The 24799-nt window shown below is 71.3% G+C and carries 20 protein-coding genes; 5 read left to right on the top strand and 15 right to left on the bottom strand.

From position 1 onward, the window contains the following. Window positions 1-313: 313 nt before the first annotated feature. Complete coding sequence (locus tag UA74_RS22205) at window positions 314-1660, bottom strand: Gfo/Idh/MocA family oxidoreductase (RefSeq protein ID WP_198042817.1); 1347 nt, start codon at window positions 1658-1660, stop codon at window positions 314-316. A 114-nt stretch (window positions 1661-1774) separates the two neighbouring features. Here UA74_RS22205 and UA74_RS22210 point away from each other — a divergent pair, with 114 nt between their 5' ends. Both UA74_RS22210 and UA74_RS22215 read left to right on the top strand, forming a co-directional pair. Further along, window positions 1775-3856: an alpha/beta hydrolase family protein gene (locus UA74_RS22210; RefSeq protein WP_075741977.1), complete on the top strand. Its 2082-nt coding sequence runs from the start codon at window positions 1775-1777 to the stop codon at window positions 3854-3856. Further along, on the top strand, window positions 3853-4515 hold the full coding sequence (locus tag UA74_RS22215; RefSeq protein WP_083683485.1) for an SGNH/GDSL hydrolase family protein: 663 nt from the start codon (window positions 3853-3855) through the stop codon (window positions 4513-4515). The genes UA74_RS22210 and UA74_RS22215 overlap by 4 nt, the downstream gene beginning before the upstream one ends. Here the strand turns inward: UA74_RS22215 and UA74_RS22220 are convergent. From UA74_RS22220 to UA74_RS22250, 7 genes are all read right to left on the bottom strand, one after another. Continuing rightward, a complete protein-coding gene (locus tag UA74_RS22220) occupies window positions 4482-6446 on the bottom strand; it encodes a dipeptide ABC transporter ATP-binding protein (RefSeq protein ID WP_075765370.1) in 1965 nt (654 codons plus the stop codon). The genes UA74_RS22215 and UA74_RS22220 overlap by 34 nt on opposite strands. Beyond that, window positions 6443-7597 carry an ABC transporter permease gene (locus UA74_RS22225; RefSeq protein ID WP_083683487.1) on the bottom strand — a complete coding sequence of 385 codons (1155 nt, stop codon included), beginning with the start codon at window positions 7595-7597 and terminating at the stop codon, window positions 6443-6445. The genes UA74_RS22220 and UA74_RS22225 overlap by 4 nt, the downstream gene beginning before the upstream one ends. A 7-nt stretch (window positions 7598-7604) precedes the next feature. Continuing rightward, complete coding sequence (locus UA74_RS22230) at window positions 7605-8597, bottom strand: ABC transporter permease (protein WP_075741980.1); 993 nt, start codon at window positions 8595-8597, stop codon at window positions 7605-7607. Between the two features lie 12 nt (window positions 8598-8609). Further along, window positions 8610-10583 (bottom strand): ABC transporter substrate-binding protein, encoded by a 1974-nt coding sequence (locus tag UA74_RS22235; protein WP_075741981.1) that lies wholly within the window; start codon window positions 10581-10583, stop codon window positions 8610-8612. Between the two features lie 231 nt (window positions 10584-10814). After that, window positions 10815-11936 (bottom strand): Gfo/Idh/MocA family protein, encoded by a 1122-nt coding sequence (locus tag UA74_RS22240; protein ID WP_075741982.1) that lies wholly within the window; start codon window positions 11934-11936, stop codon window positions 10815-10817. Continuing rightward, window positions 11933-12718 carry a sugar phosphate isomerase/epimerase family protein gene (locus tag UA74_RS22245; RefSeq protein ID WP_075765372.1) on the bottom strand — a complete coding sequence of 262 codons (786 nt, stop codon included), beginning with the start codon at window positions 12716-12718 and terminating at the stop codon, window positions 11933-11935. Before UA74_RS22245 ends, UA74_RS22240 begins: the two co-directional genes overlap by 4 nt. After that, window positions 12715-13905 (bottom strand): Gfo/Idh/MocA family protein, encoded by a 1191-nt coding sequence (locus tag UA74_RS22250; protein ID WP_075741984.1) that lies wholly within the window; start codon window positions 13903-13905, stop codon window positions 12715-12717. Before UA74_RS22250 ends, UA74_RS22245 begins: the two co-directional genes overlap by 4 nt. 146 nt (window positions 13906-14051) lie before the next feature. Here UA74_RS22250 and UA74_RS22255 point away from each other — a divergent pair, with 146 nt between their 5' ends. Further along, window positions 14052-15038, top strand: coding sequence for a LacI family DNA-binding transcriptional regulator (locus UA74_RS22255; protein WP_075741985.1), 987 nt, complete (start codon window positions 14052-14054; stop codon window positions 15036-15038). A 266-nt stretch (window positions 15039-15304) separates the two neighbouring features. Here the strand turns inward: UA74_RS22255 and UA74_RS22260 are convergent, their stop codons facing one another. From UA74_RS22260 to UA74_RS22290, 7 genes are all read right to left on the bottom strand, one after another. Further along, the gene (locus UA74_RS22260; RefSeq protein ID WP_157442311.1) at window positions 15305-16801 is read right to left on the bottom strand and encodes a mannitol dehydrogenase family protein; all 1497 of its coding nucleotides are present in this window, start codon (window positions 16799-16801) and stop codon (window positions 15305-15307) included. Then, entirely contained in the window at window positions 16801-18306 is a 1506-nt protein-coding gene (locus tag UA74_RS22265) for a UxaA family hydrolase (protein ID WP_075741986.1), read from the bottom strand. Before UA74_RS22265 ends, UA74_RS22260 begins: the two co-directional genes overlap by 1 nt. Continuing rightward, window positions 18303-19796: an N-acetylglucosamine-6-phosphate deacetylase gene (locus tag UA74_RS22270; RefSeq protein WP_075741987.1), complete on the bottom strand. Its 1494-nt coding sequence runs from the start codon at window positions 19794-19796 to the stop codon at window positions 18303-18305. The genes UA74_RS22265 and UA74_RS22270 overlap by 4 nt, the downstream gene beginning before the upstream one ends. 40 nt (window positions 19797-19836) lie before the next feature. Then, window positions 19837-20634, bottom strand: a complete 798-nt coding sequence (locus UA74_RS22275; protein ID WP_075741988.1) for a 6-phosphogluconolactonase — start codon at window positions 20632-20634, stop codon at window positions 19837-19839. 540 nt (window positions 20635-21174) lie between these two features. Then, window positions 21175-21981, bottom strand: a complete 807-nt coding sequence (locus UA74_RS22280; RefSeq protein WP_075741989.1) for an alpha/beta fold hydrolase — start codon at window positions 21979-21981, stop codon at window positions 21175-21177. Next, window positions 21981-22631 carry a TetR family transcriptional regulator gene (locus UA74_RS22285; protein ID WP_198042818.1) on the bottom strand — a complete coding sequence of 217 codons (651 nt, stop codon included), beginning with the start codon at window positions 22629-22631 and terminating at the stop codon, window positions 21981-21983. Before UA74_RS22285 ends, UA74_RS22280 begins: the two co-directional genes overlap by 1 nt. A gap of 252 nt (window positions 22632-22883) precedes the next feature. After that, complete coding sequence (locus UA74_RS22290; RefSeq protein ID WP_075765374.1) at window positions 22884-23537, bottom strand: class I SAM-dependent methyltransferase; 654 nt, start codon at window positions 23535-23537, stop codon at window positions 22884-22886. Between the two features lie 325 nt (window positions 23538-23862). Between UA74_RS22290 and UA74_RS22295 the strand changes: the two genes are divergently transcribed. Both UA74_RS22295 and UA74_RS34060 read left to right on the top strand, forming a co-directional pair. After that, window positions 23863-24447, top strand: coding sequence for a helix-turn-helix domain-containing protein (locus UA74_RS22295; RefSeq protein ID WP_075741991.1), 585 nt, complete (start codon window positions 23863-23865; stop codon window positions 24445-24447). A gap of 188 nt (window positions 24448-24635) precedes the next feature. Further along, window positions 24636-24767, top strand: coding sequence for a hypothetical protein (locus UA74_RS34060; RefSeq protein WP_257787485.1), 132 nt, complete (start codon window positions 24636-24638; stop codon window positions 24765-24767). Window positions 24768-24799 lie beyond the last annotated feature (32 nt).

Below are 24799 nucleotides of genomic sequence, written 5' to 3' on the forward strand. Positions count from 1 at the left end.
ACGATCCGGCCCCCGAGCTCCTAAATCCGCTCCGGAACCCGCACATGCGCCGCCATGACCTCCGGCGGCATGTCTGCGACCCCGTTCGGCGTCTCACGCTCGTAGATGAGTACCGCGTACTGAGCCATCAGGCTGTCCTTCCCTCATTGTCGTCCCACTTCGACGACGAACGGGGCGGCGCGAAATCGACAGGCTCCCGCGATCGATCTCACCCGGCTGCCGGGACCTCGGCGTCGTCCGCTCGTTCGCCTGCTCAGTCCAGTGTGGACTTCGGTCGACGCGACGATGCTCGGGGCCGATCCCGCGAGGAGGACTATCCCGCCGTGCGCAGCAGCTCCGCAGGGGCGATCGGGCGTCGCTCGGCGATCGAACGCCACACCGCCTCGCCCGCTGCGACCGCCGAGGCGCCCTCCTCGGCGGAGGCCACCAGGCCCAGCTCGACGGACTCGCGGGTCGGGCCGACGAAGACGTCGTGGCGCAGCAGCGGATCGGCGCCCTCATGTCCGCCGCTCACGGTGTCGACGTCGATCGTCGAGGGCGGGCCGAAGAGCGGGCGGTGGGTGATGACCGAGGACCCCGGCAGCGGCTCGCCGCCGGGCAGCCGTCCCGTGGTGGTCTCCAGCTGTCCGTGGGTGCCGTTGACGACCAGCCGATATCCCTCCCATGGCGAGGAGAAGTCGATCGTGTAGGCGAGGCTGGCCCCGCGCCGGTAGGCGAGCAGCGCGCTGTAGGTGTCCTCGATGTCGATCTCCTCGTCGTACAGGTAGAGATCGCGGCCCGCCGGGTACTGGTGGGCGTAGCCGAGGCCGAAGAGTCCGAGCCGGTCCGACTCGGCGTCGGCGTGGAAGGCGCCGCTGCCGAGTTGGGCCTGGTAGTAGGGGTCGTGTGCCCGCAGCTGCGCCCCCTCGTACGGCTGGCCCTCGGCGTCCCGAGGCCGGTGCGGGCTGTCCGGCCCGTAGTAGTTGCGCCCGCCGAGGGCGAAGACCTGCTCGGGGGTGTCGTCGAGCCACCAGGACACCAGGTCCAGATGGTGGGTGCTCTTGTGCACCGAGAGCCCGCCGGAGTACTCGCGGCGCCGGTTCCAGCGCAGGAAGTAGCTGGCTCCGTGGCGGACGTCGACGTGGTAGTCCAGGGTCACGTGGGTCGGTCTGCCCACCGCGCCCGCGCGGATCAGCTTCTTGATCTGCCGATGCCGCTGGGTGTAGCGCAGGTTGTGGGTGACCAGGACAGTCGCGGACGACGCCTTCTCGGCCGCGAGAACCCGCGCGGCCTGGGCGGCGGTGGAGACCATCGGCTTCTCCGCGACGACGTCGATCCCCCGTTCCAGCGCGGCCACGATGTAGTCGACGTGGGTGTGGTCCGGTGCCGTGACGATGACGACGTCGGGCGAGGTCTGCCGCACCATCTCGTCGAAGCGGTCCGGGGCGAACCTCGGTACGGGCGGATGACCGGCGGGCAGCAGGGAGTCGTTGAAGGCCGCCACGCGAGCGGCGTCGGGGTCGACGATGCCCACCAGGTCGCCGTGCGCGGAGAAGTCCTCGTCGCCCGCGCCGAAGCCGAGGACGGAGTCGCTGCCTCCCCTCGCGCCGAGCAGGGGTCGGACGAAGCTGGCCAGGCCTCGGTTGGACAGGCCGCAGACGACGTATCTCCGGTGGGACACCACTGAGGACACTCCCTTGCAAACGCGTGCTGGCATGTCAGTGCCGTTCGTCAACGGATGGCACACTACCTGGTCCTATTGATTAAACAAGCGGTTGCGGTATCGTCCTCGGCGATGACTGATCTCGGGTTCAGACCCAACCTGGACGGGTATCACGACGCCTCGTTGGACCTGCTACGCCAGGTGTACGCCCGCACCGAGCGCCGCATCGACGAGTGGCGGGCGGTCACCGACGGCGTCGCCACGCCCGCCGACGTCGCCGCGTATCAGGAGCGGGTGCGTGCGGCCGTCCACCGAGGCGTCGGCGGACTGCCCGTCTCCGAGCATCCGCTCGGCGTCCGGTGGCTCGGCTCCGTCGACGCCGAGTCGTGTCGCATCGACCGGCTGACCTTCGAGAGCCTGCCGGGCGTCGTGGTCCCCGCCACCCTGTACCGCCCCGCCGAGACCGGGCTCGTCGATGCGGCCGAGCCGACGACCGCAGGCGGGACCGCGACGGCCCGCAGGCCCGCGATCCTCGTCACCTGCGGTCACAGCGATCTCGCCAAGGCCGATCCCGAATATCAGCACGTCTGCCGCAGCCTGGCCGCCGCGGGATTCGTCGTTCTGATCTTCGACCCGTTCGGGCAGGGCGAGCGCCACGGATACCTGCGACCGGACGGCACCGCCGCCGTCGCGCCGGGCACCGCCGAGCACACCTATGCGGGGGTGCAGAGCTGGTGGCTCGGCCAGTCGGCCGCCCGCTACTTCGTCCACGACGCCCGCCGCGCCGTCGATCTGCTCGCCTCGCTGCCCGAGGTCGATCCCGCGCGCATCGGCGTGACGGGCAACAGCGGCGGCGGAATGCTGTGCACGCTTCTGATGGCCGTGGAACCCCGGATCGCGGCGGCGGCGCCCGGCACCTACGTCTGCGGCAGGCGGGGCTATCTGTGGTCCGGCCAGCGGCAGGACGCCGAGCAGATCCTGCTCGGCGGCACCGAGGCGGGCGTCGACCACGACGACCTGCTGGCGGTCATGGCGCCTCGGCCCGTGTGCGTGCTGGCCGCCGAGTACGACTTCTTCCCCTACGAGGCGACCGTGGAGTCGGTGGCCCGCGCCCGGCGGATCTACGATCTTCTCGGTGCGGCCGAGGCGTTGCGGCTGGTCACGGCGCCGACGACGCACCGGTACGGGTCGCAGCTGGCGGCAGCGGCCGTGGCGTTCTTCACCGAGGTGCTGTCGGCTCCGGCGACGGACACCGCACGGGAGGGCGCACCCGGGCGGGGCCGCGACGACGAGACCCGGCCCCGCGACTCCCGGCCCGAGGTCACCTCGACGGACCCCGCACCGCTCCCCACACCCACCGCCGTCCTGCCGCCGGCGTCGCTGCGCTGCACGGACAGCGGGCAACTCGCACTGGAGCCGGGCGGCGCTGCTCGGCTCCTGCCCGATCTGACGCGGACCACGGCACCGGCGCAGGCCATGCCGCTCGCCGACGAGCAGGTACGCGACTGGCTCACCGCCAGGGTGCAGGCGCACCGCGACGTGCCGCCCCGACCGCAGACCCGGTGGCTGCCCGGCCCCGAGGGCACCGACCACGTCTTCTGGCGAGCGGAGCGAGACCTCTGGGGTGCGGGGGTGGTACTACCGGCCCGGCCCGACACGCCGGGGCCGCTGCACGTGGTGCTGCTGCACGAGGGCACCGCCGAACTCACCGCCGACCATCCGGTGACGAGGCTGGCCGGCCTGGTCGTCGTCGTCGACGTGCGCGGACAGGGTGCGCTCGCCGTCCACGACCGGGACGGCCTGCCCGCCGAGGATCAGGCGAGCGCGGTCTACAAGCTCGGCTGCGACCTGCTGTGGCTCGACGACAGTCTGGCCGCCGCCCGCACCTTCGACGTGCTGCGGGCCGTCGACGTGCTGCGGAGGGAGGAGCCGTTGCGCCGCAGACATCCCCGACTCACCGAACACAGTCCCGTCCACCTGCACGGCTACGGCCTCGGCGCCTTTCATGCCCTGCTGGCGGCCGTGGTCGATCCCGCCGTCGCCTCCGTGACCGTGACCGACCCGATCGTCGACACCGACCGCATCCGCACCGAGCGCCTGCACGACGAGGGGCGCGGCGGGTGGCAGGCCCTCGTGCCCGGCCTGGCCGGGATCGCCTCGACCCGCAGGCTGGAGCGAATGCTCGGCGACCGGCTGCGGACGGCCGACCGATGAGCGTGGACGGGCGACGCATCAGGACCGCGCTGGCGCACGGCACGCCGCTGGACTGGGTCTTCACCGGAGACAGCATCGTCGCCGCCGTCCACTGGACGGGAGTCGAACGCGGCTATGTCGAGTTGTTCACCGAGTGGCTCCGGTACACGTCGGCGCGCCGTGCCGACGTGGTGATCAACACGGCCGTCAGCGGCTGGCGGATTCCCGCGCTGCGCGCGGCCCTGGACCACGCCGTGCTGCGGTTCTCCCCCGACGTCGTCGTCATCGGCCTCGGCACCAACGACGCCAGGGAGGGCGCGGTCGGACTCGCGGACTTCCGCCGGGACTACGGCGCGGTCATCCAGCGCATCCACGAACAGGGCGGCGCCGTGGTACTCCAGACGCCGCCCGGCGTGTCGTCCTCGGCGGTGCAGGCCCCGTCGATCGCGGCCTACGCGGCGGCCGTGCGCGCGCTCGCCGCCGAGCACGGCTGCCTGCTGGTCGACCACCACGCGACCTGGACGGCCCCGACCGCGCGTCTCGACGAGTGGCTGGCCGATCCGATCCACCCCGGTGGAGCGGGCCATCGCGTGCTGGCCGACACCCTGATCGACACGCTCCGGTCCGGGGGGCCGTCCGGCGCCGATCAGGCCGCCGACTCCGCTCCGTCGGGCCGATAGACGATCCGCTGCCGCGAACCCCGAAGCCGGGGATCGGCCACCGGCACCGCCGAGAGCAGCGCGCGCGTGTAGTCGTGCCTCGGGTTCTCGAAGACCTCGGCGGCGACGCCCTGTTCCACCATGGTGCCGAAGTACATGACGGCGAGGCGATCGCAGACCCGCTCGACGACCGAGAGGTCGTGGGAGATGAACAGGTAGGTCAGCCCGAACTCCGACTGGAGGTCGGCCAGCAGCTCCAGGATCTGGGTCCGCACCGACACGTCCAGGGCGGACACCGCCTCGTCGGCGATGACCAGGCGGGGTTCGGTGATCAGCGCGCGGGCGATGCCGATCCGCTGCCGTTCCCCGCCGGAGAAGGCGTGCGGATAGCGGTTGATCACCGATCGCTTCAGCCCGACGCGCTCCAGCATCGCCTCGACCCGGTCGGACAGCTCCGAACCCGAGGCGATTCCCGCCGCGCGCAGCGGCTCGCCGATCACCTGCCGAATCGTCATCCGGGGGTTGAGCGAGCCGTAGGGGTCCTGGAAGACCATGCGGATCTGCCGCCGGTAGGGCAGCAGGCGCTTCTCGTTCAGCGTGGCCAGGTCGACCTGGGTGCCGTCGTCCTGGCGATAGAGCAGCCTGCCCCTGGTCGGCTGATACGCGCGCATGACGCAACGGCCCAGCGTCGTCTTCCCACAGCCCGATTCGCCGACGAGGCCGACGGTGGTCCCCTCCGGGATGTCGAGCGAGACGCCGTCCACGGCCCGTACCACCTCGCGGCGGCGCCTGCCGCCGAACACCGAGCCGGAGACGGCGCCGAACTCCATCGCCAGGTCGTCGATGCGCAGCAACGGCACGTCCGTCGTCTCGCCGCCTGCACCGGAGACCTGCGGTGCGTCCCGGTTCTCGACGATCGCGGGGCCCGGCGTGGCAGGCTGCCGCGTCGCCCGCTCCGGCGCGTCCGGCTCCGCTGTAGCCGACCCCGCAGCAGCAGGCTCCGCAGCAGCAGGCTCCCCAGCGGCAGGCCCGTCGGCCGCACGCCGAGCCGAGGCCGACGAGCGGCCGGGCAGCGAGGCGAGCAGCTCCTTGGTGTACTCGGCCTGCGGATCGTGGAAGATCGCGTCGACGCTGCCCTGCTCGACCACCCTGCCGTGCCGCATCACCACGACCTCGTCGGCGATCTCGGCGACCACGCCGAGATCGTGGGTGATGAACATCATCGTCATCCCCATCGACTCCTTCAGCTCGGCCAGCAGGTCGAGGATCTGCGCCTGGGTCGTGACGTCGAGCGCGGTGGTCGGCTCGTCCGCGATGAGCAACGAGGGACGACAGGCCAGCGCCATCGCGATCATGGCCCGTTGCCGCATCCCGCCGGAGAGCTGGAAGGTGTAGGCGTCGATCCGCTCCTCCGGGCGGGGGATGCCGACCCGCTCCAGCTCCTGGACGACCCGGTCCCGCACCGTCTTGGGCTTGACCTTCTCGTGGATCGCCAGCATCTCGCTGATCTGGTTGCCGATGGTGTGCACCGGACTCAGCGAGGACATCGGCTCCTGGAAGACGAGTCCGACGTCCCGGCCGCGGATCGAGCGGATCGCCGGTCCCTTCTGGTCCAGTGCCGCCATGTCGACGACGTCGCCGTCGGGCTCGGCGCGCAGCAGGATGCGGCCCGCCTCGATCCGCCCGGGGTTGTCGACCACCTGGATCACCGATCGCGCGGTGGCGGACTTGCCCGAGCCGGACTCGCCGACGATGCAGGTCGTCTTCGCCCGCCGGACGAGGAGATCGATCCCGTCGACGGCGTGCACCGCGCCCTCGTCGGTGTGGAAGGTGGTGCGCAGGCCCTGGATGTCCAGGATCGCGGCCGGGTCGCGTAGTTCCGACGCGGGCACCGTCGCGGCGCGCAGACCGCCGCGACGGTCCTCCTCGGCTGATCTCCGTCGCCAGATCACGGTGCTCTCCTGCCGTAGGGGTCGGCGGAGTCACGCAGCCCGTCGCCGACGAAGTTGAAGGCCACGACGGCGACCACCACCGCCAGGCCGGGGAGCATGAGCCACGGCGCCGTCGCGACCGTCTGCACGTTCTGGGCGTCCTGAAGCAGCACGCCCCACGAGACGGCCGGGGCCCGCAGCCCCAGTCCGAGGAAGGACAGCGAGGTCTCGGCCAGGATCATCGTCGGCACGGCCAGGCTCACCGTCGCGATGATGTGCGAGGCGAAGGACGGCAGCATGTGCCGGGAGATGATGCGTCGGGTCTTGACGCCGTCGAAGCGGGCCGCCATGACGTAGTCCTCGCTGCGGGTCTGGAGCAGCCTGCCTCGGATCACCCTGGCCAGGCTGGTCCAGCCCAGCAGCGAGAGGATGATCGTGATCATGAAGTAGGTGCGGACCGGCCCCCACTGCGGCGGGACGGCGGCGGCCAGTCCCAACCAGAGCGGCAGCGTCGGAATCGACATGATCAGCTCGATCAGCCGTTGGATCACCGTGTCGATCCAGCCGCCGAAGTAGCCGGATATCCCGCCGAGGATCAGCCCCAGCAGCAGGGAGATCGCCACCCCTGCCAAGCCGAGGGACAGGGAGATCTGCGAGCCGTAGATGATCTTCGACAGGAGGTCGGCGCCCGAGCGGTCGGCCCCGAGCAGGTAGAAGCGCTCGGTCGGGTCCGTCGGCCCGAAGAGGTGGATGTCGGCGTCGAACAGCCCGAGGATCGAGTACTCGTCACCCCGGACGAAGAAGCCGAGTTCGACGACGCGGCTGGTGTCCTCCTCGAACACGCGGGCCAGCGTCTCCAGATCGGTGGAGCCCGAGGTCGGATGGACGTAGAGGCCCTCCGAGAAGGAGAACTTGGGCAGCTGCGGCGGCTGGTAGGCGTGCTCGGCGCTGTAGGAGTCGGTGGAGAACGGGGCGAAGAAGCCCGCGAAGGCGGCGACGAGGTACATCGCCACCATCACGTACAGGCCGACCATCGCCATCCGATGCTTGCGGAAGCGCCACCAGATCAGCTTCCACTGCGAGGCGGCGGTGACCTCTCCCGCGCTCCTGCCGGTCTGGGTCGCGATCTCGTCCGGTGTCTCGACGTCCTCGGGCGGTGGTCCGCTCGTCATGTCGGCCTCACGCCTTTCCGAATCGGACGCGGGGATCGACCGCCGCGAGCAGGATGTCGGAGAGCAGCGTCCCGATCACCGTCAGCACGGCGATGATCAGGATGATGCCGCCCGCCAGGTACATGTCCTGCGACCTCAGCGCGGTCAGCAGCAGCGGCCCGATGGTGCTCAGGGCCAGCACCTGGGCCACGATGATCTCGCCGTCGAACAGCGAGGGCAGATGCCAGCCCGCCGTCGAGATGAACGGGTTCATCGCGATCCGCAACGGATACTTGGTCACGAGCCGCCCCTCGGAGAGCCCCTTGGCCCTAGCCGTGGTGACATAGGGCTTGTTCAGCTCGTCGAGCATGTTCGCCCTGGTCACCCTGATGACCCCTGCGGTGCCCGCGAGGCCGATGACCAGCACCGGAATCCACAGGTGCTCCAGCAGGTCGACGAACTTCGCCATGCTCCACGGCGCGTTGACCATCTCCGGCGAGAACAGTCCGCCGACGCTCTGCCCGAACAGTTCGAAGCCCAGGTAGGCCAACACGAGCGCGGCGAGAAAGTTCGGCACCGCCAGGGCGATGAAGCCGATGCCCGAGATCGTGTAGTCGCCGAAGGAGTGCTGCTTCATGGCCGAGTAGACCCCGGCGGGCAGCGCGATCGCCCAGGTGAACAGCAGGGTGGCGACGCCGAGTGCGAGGGTCAGCGGCAACCGCTCCGCGATGAGCGCCGACACCGGCCGTTGGAACTGGAACGACAGGCCGAAGTCGCCGTGCAGCAGGATGTTGCTGATCCACTTCCAGTACTGCACCCAGAACGGATCGCCGATGCCGTACCTGGCGCGCAGTGCGTCGAGCTGTGCCGGGTCCAGGCTCTGTCCCTGCGCCTCCAGGGAGGCGATCTGCGTGGTGAGGAAGTCGCCCGGCGGGAGTTGGATGATGAAGAAGGCGATCACGGAGATCGCGACCAGCGTCGGGATCACATGCAGGACCCGCATGATGATGAAGCGCAGCATCAGTAGATCCGCTCAGGAGGTCGGCTCGGAGAAGTACATCTGCTCCGGCTTCGAGATGCCCTCTCTGCCGTAATAGAACGACAGCGCCGGATCGTCGTCGCGGACGTTGCGCAGCCCGTTGTTCACGACGATCGGTTGGAAGGGCAGCTTGAGCAGTCCGATCGCGTAGACGTTCTCGTCGTGCTGCCGCATGATCGCGCGGCCGGACTCGATGCGGGCCTCGTCGTTCTCGGCCGTGCGCAGGGCGTCCCACTCGTCCATGAGCTGCTTGATCTCGTCGGTCGGCTCGATGCCCTCCGTGCCGCCGCTGGAGTACCACTGGCCGTAGCCGGGTGCGGTGTGACTGTTGCTGGCGGTGGGGATGAACCACACCGGTTCCAGGTCCCAGTCGTTCTCCGGCATCGTGGTGCCGTCCAGGTCGAAGTCGTTGCTCGCCCGCAGCTCGGTGTACAGGGTGCCGTCGACCGGCCGTACGACGATGGAGACGCCGATCTCGGCCCAGTTGCGCCGGACCATCTCGAAGGCGTCGGTCTGCGGAACGCCCGAGTCGTTCGCGACGTACAGCAGCACCAGCTCGAAGGGCCTGCCGTCGGGCAGCAGCCTGGTCCCGGCGCCGTTGCGGTCGGCGAGGCCCGCCTCGTCGAGCAGCCGCTCCGCCTCGGCGACGTCGTAGTCGAGGAAGCGCTGCCCGCCGCCCTCGACGTAGTAGTCGGAGTCCTCGGTGGCGAGCGGATGGCGGGCGACGCCCAGCCCGCCGAGCAGGGTCGTGTTCATCTCCTCGCGGTCGATCGCGTGGGAGAGGGCCGCCCGCACCCGGACGTCGGCGAGCACCTCCCGCAGCACCGGGTCCTGATGCGAGAGGTTCGGGCAGATCGACAGCAGGCTGGCCGTCGCCTGCCAGCGCAGGACCTCAAAGCCCCGGCTCTCCGCGTTCTGCACGTACACCTGGGTGGTGTTGTAACCGAGGAAGTGTCCCTGCATGTCCAGGTCGCCGTTGGCGGCGCGCAGGTCGAGTGCGTCCTGTTCGAGCACCTGGACCTGGACGTGGTCGACGTACGGCAGCTGCCTGCCGTCCGGGTCGGTCTTGTAGTAGTACGGGTTGCGCTCCAGCTCGGCGGTGCCGCTGCCGCCCGAGGCGGAGCTGGTCACCATGAAGGCGCCCATGACCGGCCGTTCCGGGTTGGTCCACCAGTTGTCCCGGTCGGCGAAGTACTGGTCCCAGGAGTCGAAGCCCGCCGCCGAGGCGGCCTCGTCGACGACCGCCCGGTCGGTGACGTCGGGGTGGAACTGCTCGAGGTAGTGGCGGGGCTTGATGAACTGGTAGCTCACCGCCGGATGACAGAGGAACTTCTCGAACAGCGCGAAGGGCCGCTCGAAGGTGATGACGACGGTGCGCTCGTCGGGCGTCTCCACCTCGGGGCGCTGCTGTCCCGCGTCGGAGAACCAGAACGGCGGGCCCGGCCAGAACACGTCGTTCTTCAGGAAGCGGTCCACGGTGAAGAGCACATCCGCCGAGGTGAAGGGCTCGCCGTCCGACCAGCGCAGGCCCTCGCGCAGCACGAAGGTGTAGACGCGGTTGTCGTCGCTCTTCTCGAAGGTCTCGGCGAGGCTGGGCTGGGAGGCGTCGGCCGCCTTGTTCCACTCCAACAGCCCGACGCCCGCGAAGGCCTGGAGGATTCCGTTGTCCAGGGCGTCGGTCTGGGCCCGCCGGATGGTGCCGCCGAAGCGTCCGGTGCTCTCCCAGGGCTCCACCACCAGCGGATTGACCGGAAGCCGCTCGGTCAGCGGCGGCAGCTCGCCTGCCGCGACCCGCTCGGCCAGCAGCGGCGACTCCAGCGCGTCCGGGTCGCCGCCTGCGGTGTCGCCGAATGGATTCGGGGCCTCATCGCCGGTGCACGCCGAGATCCCGAACAGTGCGACGGCGGCCGTCGCCCCGCCACCGAACTTCAGCAGCGCTCTGCGCGATACCGTGGTCCGCTCTGTCATCGAGACTCCTCCATACCTGTGCCAAACCATTGCTGCATCGACGTCGACACGGCGCTGGCTCGCACAATCCTTGTCGCCACCCGGCAAGCCCGCAGTCACATGATTTTCCTGAACTCGCAGTAGAAACGCGGTTCCCATGACCGGACGATGCAGTGAACCTACCGACCGCAAACGGTTGCCGCAATAGCAGCACCGGGCTCTTGCGTTACGAAGAGGCGTCGGGCTCGTTGCCTACGGCGTCGGGTCCGCGCCCGCGAGCGGACTCCAGTCGTCACCGAGCGGCGCAGGGCTCGCACACCGTGACGTAACGGGCACGAACCGCGCCTGCTCCGCCGATTCGCCGATGCTCAACAGCGTGTCGAGCACGTGCCCCGCCAGCCGGGCGTCCGCCCGATGCGGCCTGCCCGCTCGGATCGCCTCGGCCATCTCCGCGACGCCGAGCCCCCGCCCGAGCGTCGCACCGACGGTGGGCAGGTCCTCCCACTCCTGCGCTCCCGGCCTGCGTAGTCGCAGCACTCCGTCGAAGCGGTTGGGGTCGGGCAGTCGAAGCGTCCCCTCGGTCCCGTTCACCTCCAGCACCCCCTGCCGACGCAGGGCGGTGTCGAAGCTGAAGACGGCGGTGACGACCGCGCCGCAGGCCAGCTCGATCTGCGCGGAGGTGTGGGTGGGCGCGACGACGGGAAACCTCGTCCCGGCACGCGGGCCCGACCCGATGACCCGCTCCGACCAGGCCTGCCGCGCCACCGCGGAGACCCGCTCCACCGGCCCGAGCATCGCGACCAGCGCGGTCACGTAGTACGGGCCCATGTCGAGTAAGGGGCCGCCGCCCGCCGCGAAGAGGAACTCCGGTGCCGGATGCCAGCTCTCGGGGCCCGGTCCCTGGCAACTGACGACCGCCGACAGTGGACGGCCGATGCCGCCCGCCTGGATGAAGCGGATCGCGGACTGGACCCCCGCCCCGAGGAACGTGTCCGGGGCGCTGCCCAGCCGCCGATCCGCCCGTTCGGCGGCGGCAACGAGACCGGCCAGCTCCGCGCGGGAATTCGCGATCGGCTTCTCGCCGTAGACGTGCTGCCCGGCGGCGAGCGCCGCCTCGGCCACCTCGGCGTGCACGGCGGGGATCGTGAGGTTCAGGACGAGGTCGACGTCGGGACTGCCGACGACGGTCTCGGGCCCGCCCCAGACGTCGACGCCTGCGAGGGCCGCCGCCTCGGCGGCCCGTTCCGGCAGGAGATCGCCGCAGGCGACCACCCGCACCGACGGAATCCTGATCAGGTTCTCCAGATAGGCCCGGCTGATCGTGCCGCAGCCGACGACGCCGACGCGCAGCCGATCCGCACCTGCCTGAGTCATGACGACACCTCCGACACCCGGGAGTCCATGGCGGGCAGCGCCGCCCTGTTAGCCACCAGCACATCCAGGACCGGATCGGCGCACCGGTCGATCTCCAGGATTCGCGCGGCCGAGGCCGGGACCTCGGCCAGCATCGCGGCCAGCCCCAGCACGCCCCGGCCGAGCACCGTCTGATCGCCCTCGACGATGCCGGGACCGTCCTTGACGTGCACGGAGTGCAGCCGGGGACCCAGCGCGCGGATCAGCTCGACGACGTCCGCGCCGCCCACGTGGGCCCAGTAGAGGTCGAGCTGGAACAGCAGCTCGCTCGGCGCCGCCGCCAGCAGCTCCAGCAGCCCGCTGCGGCCGTCGGCGAGCGGGCCCGCCTCCCAGTGGTGATTGTGATAGGCCACGCGCAGTCCCGCCCCGGCGGCGATGTCGATCACCAGGGCCAGCCGATCGGCGACGCGCCCGATGTCGGCCGAGGTCGACCATTCGGCGGGCTCCGAGCGCGGCACCACGAGGGTGTCGGCGCCGAGCCCGGCGACGGTGTCCGCCAGCGCGGGCAGCTCCGCGAGGTCGGCCGGGATCTTCACATGCGCGCTGCGGATCGCCAGACCTGCCGCCTCGGCGTCGGCTCGGAGTCCGCCAGGGTCCGAGATCACGTCGTAGGGCTCGAGGAAACCGATCCCGCCCGCCGCCAGCGCGGCGAAGGTCGCGGCCCGGTCGGTCGCCAGCAGCTCGCGGACCGAGTAGAGCTGCACACCGACGTCGAGGTCCGATCCGGATGTCGTCTCGCTCACCGCTGTCCCTCCTCGAAATAGCGGACCAGCTCCGGGTCGAGCGGGGGCACGTCCAGCGCGGAGCCGGTGGTGCGCATCGACTCGGTCGCCAGTGCGCCCGCCGCGACGGCCTCCCGCGCCGCCACCGGGGAGGTGTCGGTCGGCACGCCGGTCCGGACGAAGGCCAGGAACTCCCGCAGCAGCGCGGGGTCCGCGCCGTGATGCCCGCCTTCGGCCTCGGGAATCGGGAACTCCTCGTGCCCCTCGGCGTCGAACTCGGTGCGCCGATTCCACAGGCGCACCACGCCCTCGTGCCCGAGACCGAAGTTCTCGATGCGCCCCTCGGTGCCGATGACGGTGTAGTTGCGCCAGTAGTCCGGGGTGAAATGACATTCCGAGTACGTGGCGTACACGCCGTTGTCCAGCGCCATGGTCATCATCGACACGTCCTCGACGTCGACGACGGGATTGAGTCCGGTCTGCGCCAGCGGCGGCCAGTTGTTCTTCCGGTCGATCCAGTCGGTGATCAGCTCGCCGGTGCGGTCGCGCCGGTCGGTGATGCCGCCGTAGACCGACAGGCCGCCCATCGCGCTGACCCGGCGGGTGTAGCCGCCCGCCAGCCAGTGGATGACGTCGATGTCGTGCGCGCCCTTCTGTAACAGCAGGGAGTTCACCTTGGAGCGGTCGGCGTGCCAGTCCTTGAAGAAGCGGTCGCCGCCGTCGCCGACGAAGTAGCGACACCAGATCGCCTTGACCTCGCCGATCCGACCGTCCACGACGAGATCGCGCATCAATCGGATCACCGGCATGTGCCGCATGTTGTGCCCGACGTAGAGGCGGCTGCCGGTGCGACGCGCGGTGGCCAGCATCCGGTCGCAGTCCTCGAGCGTGGTCGCCATCGGCTTGTCCACGAAGACCGCGACGCCCGCTTCGAGCAGGGCGCAGGCCTGGTCGGCATGGAGATGGTCGGGCGAGGTCACGAACGCGGCGTCGAGCCCGGTCGCGATCAGCTCGGACAGCGAGGAGGTGGTCAGCACGTCGGGGCCGAACCGCTCCTTCGCGCGCGCGTGCGCCGTGGGCAGCGGATCACACGCCGCGACGACGCGGGCATCGCCGTCCAGCTCGGCGGCCGTCTTCGCGATGATGCCGCGATTACCGTTGCCGACCACTCCGATACGGAGCGGCGGTCCTGCTGACCGAAATACCATGAGCAGCGACGTTACGGGATGCAATCGGTTGCCGCAAGCACCATGGAATGGGTCGGGTCATGCCAGGTTCAAGCCTCGATTGCCCAGGTCGAGGCTTGCGGTAGCCTCGGCGCGTTTGCTGCACGAACTGCTGGAGGAAGCCACAGATGAGTGTCACTCTCGCCGATGTCGCCAAGGCGACCGGCCTGTCCGCCTCCACCGTGTCGCGTGCGCTGTCGGACCCGGACAAGGTCAATCCGTCCACTCGCGAACGCGTCCGCAAGATCGCGCGCGACATGGGATACGTGCCGAATCTCCTCGCCCGCTCGCTCACGGCGGGCCGCAACGACATCGTCGGGCTGATCGTCCCCGACATCGCCAATCCCTTCTTCCCGCCGATCATCAAGGCCGTGCAGGCTCGGGCGACCAGCAAGGGCAAGACCGTGCTCATCGCGGACGTCGACGAGCATCCGGCCGACGAACTCCACCGCGCCAGGGTCATGCGCAAGCGCGTCGACGGGCTGATCGTCGTCTCGCCGCGCACGCCGGACGATCAGCTCGCCGCACTCGCCGAGCTCCGGCCCATCGTGTTCGTCAACCGCGAACTGCCGGGCACCGCGAGCGTCATCATCGAGAACTCGGACGGGATGCGGGAGGCCGTCGAGCACCTGACCGCGCTCGGTCATCGTCGGATCGGCTATCTCAACGGTCCTCGACGCTCCTGGTCGAACATCCAGCGGCAGAACGCCGTCCGGCAGGCCTGCGCCGATCAGGGCGCGGAGCTGGTGGAGTTCGGGCCGTTCGAGCCGCAGATCCAGGCGGGCGTCCGCGCCGCCGACCTCGTGCACGCCAGCGGGATGACGGCGGTCATCGCCTATGACGACATGATCGCCCTCGGCCTGATGGCCCGGCTCAACGAGCGCGGCATCCGCGTGGGCCCCGACATCAGCGTCATCGGCATCGACGACAGCCCGATGTCGGGCATGGCGTACCCGACGCTGACGTCCATCCACGTGCCGGGCGCGGAGGCGGGTGCGGCGGCGGTGGACATCGTGCTCGATCTCGCCGACGCCCCCGACGACGCGCCGCCGCCGGTCCGCCAGCTGGAGACCCGGCTGATCGTGCGCGGGTCGACCAGTCCGGTGCCCGGCTGAGGCAGGCCCGCCGCGCCGGGTGGTTACCGCAGTGGCGGGTTCGGTTCGACGGGGTTCGGCGGGGGCCACGGCCGACCGGGCCCGGCTCGGCCGGTCAAGGCTGCGGCCGCCCGAGTTCGATCGGCCGCAGAGGACAGTCCACATCGGACGGTCTCCCCCGCAGCGCCCCACCGCGAGAGCCGCGGGGTCGGATTCCGCCGGAGGTCGCCCGCCGAAGGTCGCCCGCCGATCGACCCGAGGCCTGCCGAGCCCGCCCGGCCCGACGGTCAGCTCCCCCGCCGGACCAGGGCGCGACAGGTGGCGCGGACGCCGTGTCCGTCGAGGTCGAGATAGGCCTGGGACACCAGCTCGGCGGTGACCGGATCGGCGGCCGACTCCGGGGTGAGCACGCCTGCCCGTCGAGTCACGACACCGGCGACCTCGGCGGCGCCGACGCCCTCGGCGGCAGCCCGCAGCGCGGCGGCGAGCGGCTCGTGGACGGTCAGCTCTCGACCGTCGTCGTCTCGGCCGTGCACGACGAAGCGGACCCATGCCGCGATGAGCAGTGCCGTCCACTGTGGACTACGACCGTGTGCCCGCGCGGCGCGCAGCGTCGGGATCGCCCGGACCGGGAGCTTCTGCGACCCGTCGGCCGCCACCTGATCACAGCGGTGTCCCAGGGCCTCGTTCCGGAAACGGCTCAGCACGGACTCGCCGTAGGCGTCCAGGTCCCAGCCCGGCGGCGGCGTCACCGTGGCGGCGGCCTCGGCCTGCACTCCGCGTACCGCCGCCTCGATGTCGGGATCGGCGAGTGCGGCTGCGATGCCCGCATGGCCCGCGAGCGCGCCGAGGTAGGCGATCGTCGAATGGGCCGCGTTGAGCAGCCGGAGCTTGGCGGTCTCGTACGGGGCGACGTCGGCGACCAGTTCGATACCCGCCCGATGCCAGGCCGGGCGCGCGGCGGCGAAGTCGTCCTCGATCACCCACTGGCCGAAGGGCTCGGCCACCACGGCCGCGTCGTCCCGCAGCCCGATCAGCTCTTGCACGGCTGCCGTGTCGCGCGCGGCGGTGGCAGGCACGATCCGGTCGACCATCGACGGCGGGAACCGTACCGCCTCGCCCAGGTAGGCGGCCGTCTCCGCCGCCATCGTGCCGGGGAGCAGGCTGACGAACTCGCCGATCAGGGCGGCGAGCTGCCGTCCGTTTCCGGTGAGGTTGTCGCAGGAGATCACGGTCAGCGGGGTGCCGTCGCCTGCGGCCCGACTCTGGAGACCGGCCGTCAGCAGTCCCAGCGCCGTCGACGGCACCCGACCCGCGCCGACGGCCGCCGCATCGGCGCGCACGGCCTCGTCGATCAGCAGCCCGCCGGTCGCCGGATCACGCCGGTATCCCTTCTCGGTGATGGTCAGGGTCACCACCCCGGTGGTCGGCGCGGCGAGGCGCTCCACCACGGCGGGTCCCGCGCTCGGCGCATGCAGGGCCGCGCTGACCGCGTTGACCACGCGGGCACTGCGCCGCAGGCCGTCTCGTTCCAGGACGGTGAACAGCCCGTCCTGGTCGGTCAGCGCACCGACCACGCCCGGCGAGCGCGGCGCCACCAGGACGATGCCCCAGGAGCGATCACCGTCGGCCGCCATGGCCCGCTCGGTGAACCAGGCCTGGTGAGCGCGGTGAAACGCGCCCGCACCGAAGTGGACGATGCCGGGTTCTGGAGCGGGCCCGGACAGCAGCGGCCGGGCCGCCGACGGCAGGTCGCCCGCCATCGCTCGGGACAGCGTGCTCATCACATCACCGCGCCGAGCTGCCACGGCGCGAACTCCTCGTCGCCGAAGCCGAACTGCTCGCTGGCCGTCGACCGGCCGGACGCCGTGGCCAGGATCAACTCGAAGATGCGCCGCCCCATGTCCGCCAAGGTCACCGCCCCGTCGGCCACCGAGCCGCAGTTGAGGTCCATGTCCTCGGTCATCCGCTCGTAGACGGGGGTGTTGGTGGCGAGCTTCAGGCTGGGCACCGGCTTGCAGCCGTATACCGAGCCTCGGCCGGTGGTGAAGCAGACGACGTTCGCGCCGCCCGCGACCATGCCGGTGACCGAGACGGGGTCGTAGCCGGGCGTGTCCATGAAGATCAGACCTCGGGTGCCGGTCGGCTCGGCGAACTGCCGCACCGCACGCAACGGAGTCGTCCCGGACTTCGCCACGGCGCCGAGGGACTTCTCCAGGATCGTGGTGATGCCGCCGTCCTTGTTGCCTGGCGAGGGATTGTTGTCCAGCGAGCCGCCGTGTCGGGCGGTGTAGTCGCGCCACCAGGCGATGCGCGCCAACAGCGCCTCGGCCACCGCCGGGTCGTCGGCCCTGGCGGCGAGCAGGTGTTCGGCGCCGTAGATCTCCGGTGTCTCGCAGAGGATCGCGGTGCCGCCCTGGGCGATGAGCAGGTCGGCGGCGATGCCGAGTGCGGGGTTAGCGGTGATGCCCGAATAGCCGTCGGACCCGCCGCATTTGAGGCCCAGCACCAGTTCCGAGGCGGGCACCGGCGTGCGCTCGACGTCGAGCCGCTCCACCAGTTCCGCGACGGCCCGCACCCCGGCCCGGACGGCGGCGGCCGTCCCGCCCGCCTCCTGGATGGTCATGCCGACCACCGGCGTGTGCGCGGGCAGGTCGAGTTCGGAGACCTGATTGACCTCGCAGCCGAGGCCCAGCACCACCAGGCCGCCGAAGTTCGGGTGATCGGCATAGCCCGACAGCGTCCGGCGCAGCAGGGCCAGGCCCTCGCCGTCGGAGGCCAGTCCGCAGCCGCTGCCGTGCGTGATGGCCACGATCCCGTCGACGCTCGGGTGCGCGGCCAGCATCCCCGAGGATCGCACCTGGTCGGCGATGAGCTTGGCGACCGTCGCCGAGCAGTTGACCGAGGTGATGATGCCGAGGTAGTTCCTGGTCGCCACCCGCCCGTCGGCGCGGACGATGCCCTGGAAGGTCTCGGGCTCCTGCGCCGCCGGGGCGATCCCGGTGCCGAGCGCGGTCGGCGCCTCGGTGGTGTCGGCGAAGGCGAGGTTGTGCAGGTGCACGTGGTCGCCGGGCACGATGTCCTCGGTCGCGTAACCGATGACCTGACCGTATTTCGTGACGGCCCCGCCCGTGGCGACGGCGGTCAGCGCCACCTTGTGCCCGGCGGGCACCGGCGCCCGGGCGGCGACCGTCTCGGTGACCGGCGTGCCCTCGGCCAGCGGATCGAGGCTCACCGCGACCGCGTCGTCCGGACGCAGCCGCAGCAGCCGGGGTGTGCCGGTCGTCATGAGGATCTCCTGTCATCGGGTGCGGTAGGCGCGTTCGGAGTCCACCGACCGCGCAGCACGGTCCCCCACGGGCGGAAGCCGGGATCGAAGACGGCGAGGTCGGCGTCCATGCCGACCTCGACGACTCCCTTACGGTCGGCGACGCCCGCGACCGCGGCGGGCCTGCTCGTCGCGGCCGTGACCACCTCGGTCAGCGGCCAGCCGAGTTCGTCGTGCAGGTGGGCGAGCAGTCGCGGCAGCGTGGCGGTGCTGCCGCCGAACGAGTCGGCGCCGACGACCATGCCGACCCCGTCGCCGACCTCACAGCGCACCGTGCCGAGGTCGTACCGACTGCCCGTCGGCAGTCCGGTTCCCGGCGTGCCGTCGGAGACCACGATCAGGCGGTCGCCGAGACAGCGACGGGCGATCTCCAACAGCTCCGGCGGCAGGTGATGCCCGTCGGCGATGACCTCGGCGGTGAGTCCGGTGGCGGCCAGGGAGGCCTCCAGCAGACCCGGCACCCGCCACGGGCCGCGTCGCGTCGTGGTCGACTGACCGCTCCACAGGTGCGTGACGTGGGTGAGGCCCGCGTCCGTCGCGGCGGCGAGATCGGCCGCCGTCGCCTCGCTGTGTCCGGCGGCGACGACGATGCCCGCCTCAGCGAATCGGCGGACCGCCTCGATCGCGCCGGGCAGCTCCGGCGCCAGCGTGATCATGCGGATCAGCTCGCGGTGGCTGAGCAGCGCGGCGACGTCGTCTCGGCTCGGCGCCCGCAGGACGGCCGGATCGTGGGCACCGCACTGGGTGGCGGCGAGGAACGGGCCCTCGAGGTGGACGCCGAGCAGTTCGGCCGCGTCGGCAGGCCGCGCGGCGGTCCAGATCGGATCGTCCAGCCAGGAGACGAGGTCGGGCACGTCCGAGGAGACCAGGCTCGCCTGCGCACTCGTCACGCCGGCGCGGGCGAGGTGCCGCAACACGAGGGTCACGGCGTCGGGGAACCCGACGCCCATGGAGTGAGCGTCGGGGAACCCGACGCCCATGGAGTGAGCGTCGGGCCCTCCGCCACCCAAGGCGTGAGCGTCGGGCCCTCCACCACCCAAGGCGTGAGTATCGGGCCCTCCACCACCCAAGGCGTGAGCGTCGGATTCCCCGTCCCCCATGGAATGAGCGTCTGGGAACCCCGAACCCATGGAGATGGCGTGAGCGTCCGGTCCCCCGGCTCCCGCCGTCGCACCGCCCGACCACGCCGCCGCCCCCTCGGCGGCACGCCCCTCCACGGACCGGCTCGGCCGGTCGAAGGAGTAACCCGCGCCGCCGTGCACGTGCAGGTCGATCAGGCCGGGGGTGACCAGTCGACCGTCGAGTTCGATCACTCGCGCTCCGACGGGCGGCTCCCGGTCGGTGAGGTCGACGATCCGGCCGCCCTCGACGTGGACCCCCAGCCCGCGCCGCACGCCGTCCGGGAGCACCACGGCTCCGCCGATGAGCACGAGTCGGGTGGACTCGATCATTCCCGTCGCCTCCGATCCACCGCAAGCCTGCAAGCGGTTGTCAGGACGAGCCCGCGACCGGCGTGTCGGCCCCGAGCGCCCCGGCCGAGGCAGGCTCCAGGTACAGCGTGGCATGGGGGGTGCGGCGCAGGATCGTGGCCGGACAGGCGGTGCTGATCTCCTCGCGCAGTGCGGCCGCGACGGCCGCCGCCTTCCGCTGCTCCGGGGCGCAGACCTGGACGTGAGCGGCGGCCAGCAACGCGGGGATGGTCAGCGAGATCGCCGTCGGCGGCACCGCGTCGATGTCGGGGAAGTGTCCCTCGCCGACCTGCTGGGTCAGCGACTCCGGCAGCAGCGTGATGACGCGGACCCAGCGGTCGTCGTCGAAGTCGGCCTCGAACGGCTCGTTGAAGGCGAGGTGGCCGTTCTCCCCGATCCCCATGCAGACCAGGTCGATCGGGGCCGAGCGAAGCAGTTCCTCGTAGCGGTCGCATTCGGCCTTGGCGTCGGGTGCGTCGCCGTGGATGTACTCCACCAGGGCAGGACCGAGGCGTCGTTCGATCCGCTCGCCGATCCACCGACGGAAGCTCGCCGGGTGCTCGCGGTCGATGCCGACGTACTCGTCCATGTGAAAGACGGTGACGTGGTCCCAGGGGACGTCCTCCGCGCGCAGCGCGTCGGTGAAGGCGAACTGCGAGTTGCCGGTCGCCATCACCGCCCGCGCCGATCCTCGGGCGGCGACGGCCTCGCGCAGGACCCGCGCGGCACTGCGCGCGGCGGCTCGCCCCATCTCCGCTTCGGAGGCGTACACCTCCACCGGAAGGGCTGCGGCCGTGAACTGGCGGATGGGCTCGGGCACGGGAATCCTCCTGAGACGTTCGCTTCGGCCGACGAACCGGCGGCGAGTCTCACCATACTGCAAGCGCATGCAGCACTGTCATTCCGTGCGGGGCGACGTCCGCCACGTCGGGTGCGATCGGCGGGCCGGCGGAGCTCGCGGGCAGCGCGGCGCCCGCCGTCGGCACGGCAGGTCCGGCGGCCCGGCGATCTCGTGCCGCCGGATGACCGGGGCCTGAGGCCCAGCAGACGCACCCGGAGGCAGGCGGCGGTCATCCCGGCTGGAGTCCCGCCGATGAGTACGGCGAGGCACCCCGCATTGGTGATCAGCACCGTCCGCGCCGATGCGTCGTCCCGCCGTCGCTGATCACGACGGGGCGGGTACGGCAGGGGGGCGACGGCCGCGAACCGGGACGCCCGAGCCGCGCTGCATCGCGCTCGGTGTCGGCGCGCGCCTACGGAGGGGCGGAACCGTCGAGGAGGTCCGCCCACAGCAGGCAGCCGACGCGCACAGGACATCCCGCGCCCACACCGTCGACTGTGGACTAGGAGATCCCGTTCGTCATCCCCGCGCCGTCGCCACGGGCTCGTCTCGCAGGAAACGCCCCAGCACCTCATTGAACAGCGCAGGCCTGCACAGCGAACTCGGGTCGGTCGAGTCCGGGATGCGTGCGACGGTGGTGCGCGGCACCCGGCGGCGCAGCTCTTCGACGAAGGTGATCGAGCGCGGCCAGGAGTCCTCCCCGACCACCGCCAGGATCGGGAAGGTCGTCGCCCGCAGGCCGGGAACGAAGTTCACCAGGTTGATCGCCAGGCGGGTCTTGAGCGCATCGACCCCCCGGAGTCGCGAGACCGCCTCGCCGAGGACGTTCGCGGCGACCGGCCACCGTCGATACTGCCGCTCGATCACCGACCGCAGCACCCCGGCGGGCAGCAGGTTCGACCAGGCACCCGCGTAGACGGAGGCGAGCCAGGCCGCCCGGCCGAGGCTCGTGGGTCGCGAGTCGCTGTAGGAGTCGACGATGACGAGTCGCTCGACCCGGTCCGGGTGGGCGGTGGCGAACTGCTGGGCCAGGACGCCGCCGAAGCTCACGCCGCAGACGGCCGCCCGTCGCACGCCCAGGTGATCGAGCAGGGCGCGGACGTCCGCCGCCATGGTCGCCAGCACGCCTCGCCAGCCCTGGATCGGCCCCGATCGGCCGACCCCTCTGGCGTCGAAGGTGATGACGCGGTGCGTCGCGGCGAAGTGGTCCACCTGCGGGCGCCACATGTTCGCCCCGGCGCTGATGGCATGGATGAGCAGCAGCGGCGGCCCCTCGCCGTGCACCTCGAAGTACAGGGAGGTGCCGTTCGTCTCCAGTGTCGGCATCAGGCCGTCCCGTCGGTCGCACGGTCGCGGGCGGATGGGCGCGCGGAGTCATCGGCGGCACTCGCCCGCCGCGCTGCGGTGAGGATCGTCTCGTCGGTGTGGAGGCCTCGGGTGTAGAGCTCGACCAACGGAACCGTCAGGCGGCGGATGACGTCCGCAGGCGAGTCGACCCCGCCCAGCACGCGCCGCAGGTGGTGGTGCAGCAGGAGCGGGGCGACGCCCTGGACGGCCAACACGGCGGCGAGCGCGGGCGGGTCGCTGCTCTGCCGCATGGTCCCGTCCCGCACCCCCGCCGCCAGCATCGACTCGGTGCGGGTGACGAGCTGGTCGAACAGCGACGCGCCCGCCTCGGTGTCGTCGACGAGCATCCGGGCGAGGTAGTCGAGCAGGGGCCGGGAGCCGTCCAGGTCGGCCAGCCAGGAGCCGATCACCGCGTCTGCTCCGCCCGAGGCGAGGTCGTCCTTCTGATCGAAGACGGCATCAAGCACGTGCTGATCGCAGACCGCGCGCAACGCATCCTTCGTGCCGAAGTGATGCATGACCAGCGCCGGACTCGCCCCCGCCTGCTCCGCGACGGCGCGCACGCTGGTCCCCGGCACGCCGTTCCTGCCGAACAGCAGGATGGCCGCGTCGCGAATGCGGGCCTTCATCGTTCGGTCATCGACCCTGGCTGAACACATGTTCACCATACTGCACGAGCGTTCAGCATCGTGGCGCGCCGGGTCCGCCTCGGGTGCGGCCACACCGCCCGCCCGCGCCGCCGCGAGCCGCCCGAAAGGGCGCCGCCGTCGCCGACAGCGTGCAGCGCGGCAACCCGGGCGACGGCCCCGCCGGAGCCGGAGTCACGCGATGCCCCCGTATCGAGGCCGGTCCGGCACCGGCACAGCCCGCGCGAGATCAGGTCACCGCAGGCGCCTCGCCCGCAGCACGATGTCGCGGACGTGCTGCGTGCCCTCGGGCGCAGGCGCGGTGCGCGCCCGAGTCTCGTGAACGACGATCTCCCAGTCGTCGTCGAGCAGGGCGGCGATCTCGTGGGGCTGGTAAATGCTGTCCAGGTCGAAGTCGGGCTTCTCCCGCGCCGGCTCCTCGCCGTGCCCGACACCCTCGCCGTGCCCAGCGCCCTCGTGGTGCGCCGCCAAGTCGGCCATGTCGTGGGCGCCGACGAGCAGCGTGCCGCCGGGCGCCACCGAGGCCAGCAGGCCGCGCAGTGCCCGGTGCCCGTCGTCCCGCACGAGCGGGAAGTACTGCAACGACACGAGGTCGTACGCGCCCGCCGCGGGCGGCGCGGTGCCGAGATCGGCCCGGACCCACCGCACGTCGTCATCGCCGACGGCCTCGGCCGCCCGATCCAGCGCGACCTGGGAGATGTCGACGGCGGTGACTCGCCAGCCGCGTTCCACCAGCCACCGGACGTCGCCGCCCTCGCCGCACCCGACGTCGAGCGCGTGACCTGCGGGCAGGCTCGACACCTCGGTGACCAGCACGCCGTTCGGGTTGCCGCTGAAGAGCTGCTCGCGACTGCCGTAGAGGTCGTCCCAGAACCGCTGATCCTTCATCTCGTCTCCTCAAGAGTTCGGTGTGCCGGGTCGACGGCGCAGGGCACGGCGGTGGTGGCTGCGGACGCGCGTACCTCGGCGGGCGCTCGCCGCAGAACCTCCGAGGACTCCGATCACCCGGGTCCGACTCGCCGATCAGGCAGCGTGCGGAGATATCGCCGACGAGACACTCCGCAGGCCGGCCTGTCTCGGACCAGCGGAATCAGCGCGCCGGGCCGGTCGCCGCCGACTGCCCGGTACCGGCCGTCGAGACCGCCTCCGCATCCGATACTGCTCACCCCTCCCGCGAGTTGACAAACTAATTTGCGGAAACTGCAATAGCCGCATGACCGACGACTTCGACGCGGTGCTCGGCGCGATCGGCCCCCGGCTGCGGGAGCTTCGCCGCCGCAGCGGTGCGACGCTGTCCGCGCTCTCGGCGAGCACCGGCATCCCGATCAGCACCCTGTCCCGGCTGGAGTCCGGACAGCGCAGGCCCACCCTGGAGCTGCTGCTGCCGCTGGCCAAGACCTACCAGGTTCCGCTGGACAAGCTCGTGGACGCGCCGCCGACGGGAGATCCACGGCTGTACCCGCAGCCCGTGACCAGGCACGGCATGACCATCCTGCCGCTGACCAGCAGGCCCGGCGGCCTCCAGGTGTACAAACAGATCATTCCGGGCGGGCCGAGCGACCGCACTCCCGATCCACGCTCACACGAGGGATACCACTGGCTGTACGTCCTCGACGGCAGACTGCGGCTGGTGCTCGGCGAGCAGGATCTGGTGCTCTCCGCAGGCGAGGTCGCCGAGTTCGACACCCACCTCCCGCACTGGTTCGGCAATGCCGACGCCGAGCCCGTGGAGTACCTGAGCATCCTCGGCCCGCAGGGGGAACGGTTCCACCTCCGCGCCCGGTACCGGCGGGACTGACCGCCCCCGGAACGGGCGCCAAGCGCAGCCCGCGACGTCCCGCCCCGTCACTCCCCGACTCGGGCAGGCCGCATACCTCCGCATCGGCTTCGGCGATCGACGACGATCCGACCGTCCGGCCGTATCTGGAGAGCGCGGTCTGGCCGGAGCTGCTCGAATCGGCGCGGTCCCGAGGACGTGCAGCAGGCATGATCGACGAGGAGATCGCCGAGGCCGAGGCGCTGCTGACACCGGGCAGCCCGCGCTACGTCCTCGACGAGGCGGGCTACTACCTCGTGCATCCGACCATCCTGGCCTCCGGACGCCGCGCCGATTCCTGATCGAGGAGCTGCGACCGTCGGCGCTGGCGCGA

This window comes from Actinoalloteichus fjordicus (genome assembly GCF_001941625.1).
Taxonomy (GTDB): Bacteria; Actinomycetota; Actinomycetes; order Mycobacteriales; family Pseudonocardiaceae; genus Actinoalloteichus_A; species Actinoalloteichus_A fjordicus.

Excerpts from the sequence above, each read along its gene's own strand:
- UA74_RS22210 (WP_075741977.1), top strand. The coding sequence starts at position 1,775 with ATGACTGATCTCGGGTTCAGACCCAACCTGGACGGGTATCACGACGCC.
- UA74_RS22215 (WP_083683485.1), top strand. The coding sequence starts at position 3,853 with ATGAGCGTGGACGGGCGACGCATCAGGACCGCGCTGGCGCACGGCACG.
- UA74_RS22225 (WP_083683487.1), bottom strand. The coding sequence starts at position 7,597 with ATGACGAGCGGACCACCGCCCGAGGACGTCGAGACACCGGACGAGATC.
- UA74_RS22230 (WP_075741980.1), bottom strand. The coding sequence starts at position 8,597 with ATGCTGCGCTTCATCATCATGCGGGTCCTGCATGTGATCCCGACGCTG.
- UA74_RS22235 (WP_075741981.1), bottom strand. The coding sequence starts at position 10,583 with ATGACAGAGCGGACCACGGTATCGCGCAGAGCGCTGCTGAAGTTCGGT.
- UA74_RS22240 (WP_075741982.1), bottom strand. The coding sequence starts at position 11,936 with ATGACTCAGGCAGGTGCGGATCGGCTGCGCGTCGGCGTCGTCGGCTGC.
- UA74_RS22250 (WP_075741984.1), bottom strand. The coding sequence starts at position 13,905 with ATGGTATTTCGGTCAGCAGGACCGCCGCTCCGTATCGGAGTGGTCGGC.
- UA74_RS22255 (WP_075741985.1), top strand. The coding sequence starts at position 14,052 with ATGAGTGTCACTCTCGCCGATGTCGCCAAGGCGACCGGCCTGTCCGCC.
- UA74_RS22260 (WP_157442311.1), bottom strand. The coding sequence starts at position 16,801 with ATGAGCACGCTGTCCCGAGCGATGGCGGGCGACCTGCCGTCGGCGGCC.
- UA74_RS22265 (WP_075741986.1), bottom strand. The coding sequence starts at position 18,306 with ATGACGACCGGCACACCCCGGCTGCTGCGGCTGCGTCCGGACGACGCG.
- UA74_RS22270 (WP_075741987.1), bottom strand. The coding sequence starts at position 19,796 with ATGATCGAGTCCACCCGACTCGTGCTCATCGGCGGAGCCGTGGTGCTC.
- UA74_RS22280 (WP_075741989.1), bottom strand. The coding sequence starts at position 21,981 with ATGCCGACACTGGAGACGAACGGCACCTCCCTGTACTTCGAGGTGCAC.
- UA74_RS22285 (WP_198042818.1), bottom strand. The coding sequence starts at position 22,631 with ATGAAGGCCCGCATTCGCGACGCGGCCATCCTGCTGTTCGGCAGGAAC.
- UA74_RS22290 (WP_075765374.1), bottom strand. The coding sequence starts at position 23,537 with ATGAAGGATCAGCGGTTCTGGGACGACCTCTACGGCAGTCGCGAGCAG.
- UA74_RS22295 (WP_075741991.1), top strand. The coding sequence starts at position 23,863 with ATGACCGACGACTTCGACGCGGTGCTCGGCGCGATCGGCCCCCGGCTG.
- UA74_RS34060 (WP_257787485.1), top strand. The coding sequence starts at position 24,636 with ATGATCGACGAGGAGATCGCCGAGGCCGAGGCGCTGCTGACACCGGGC.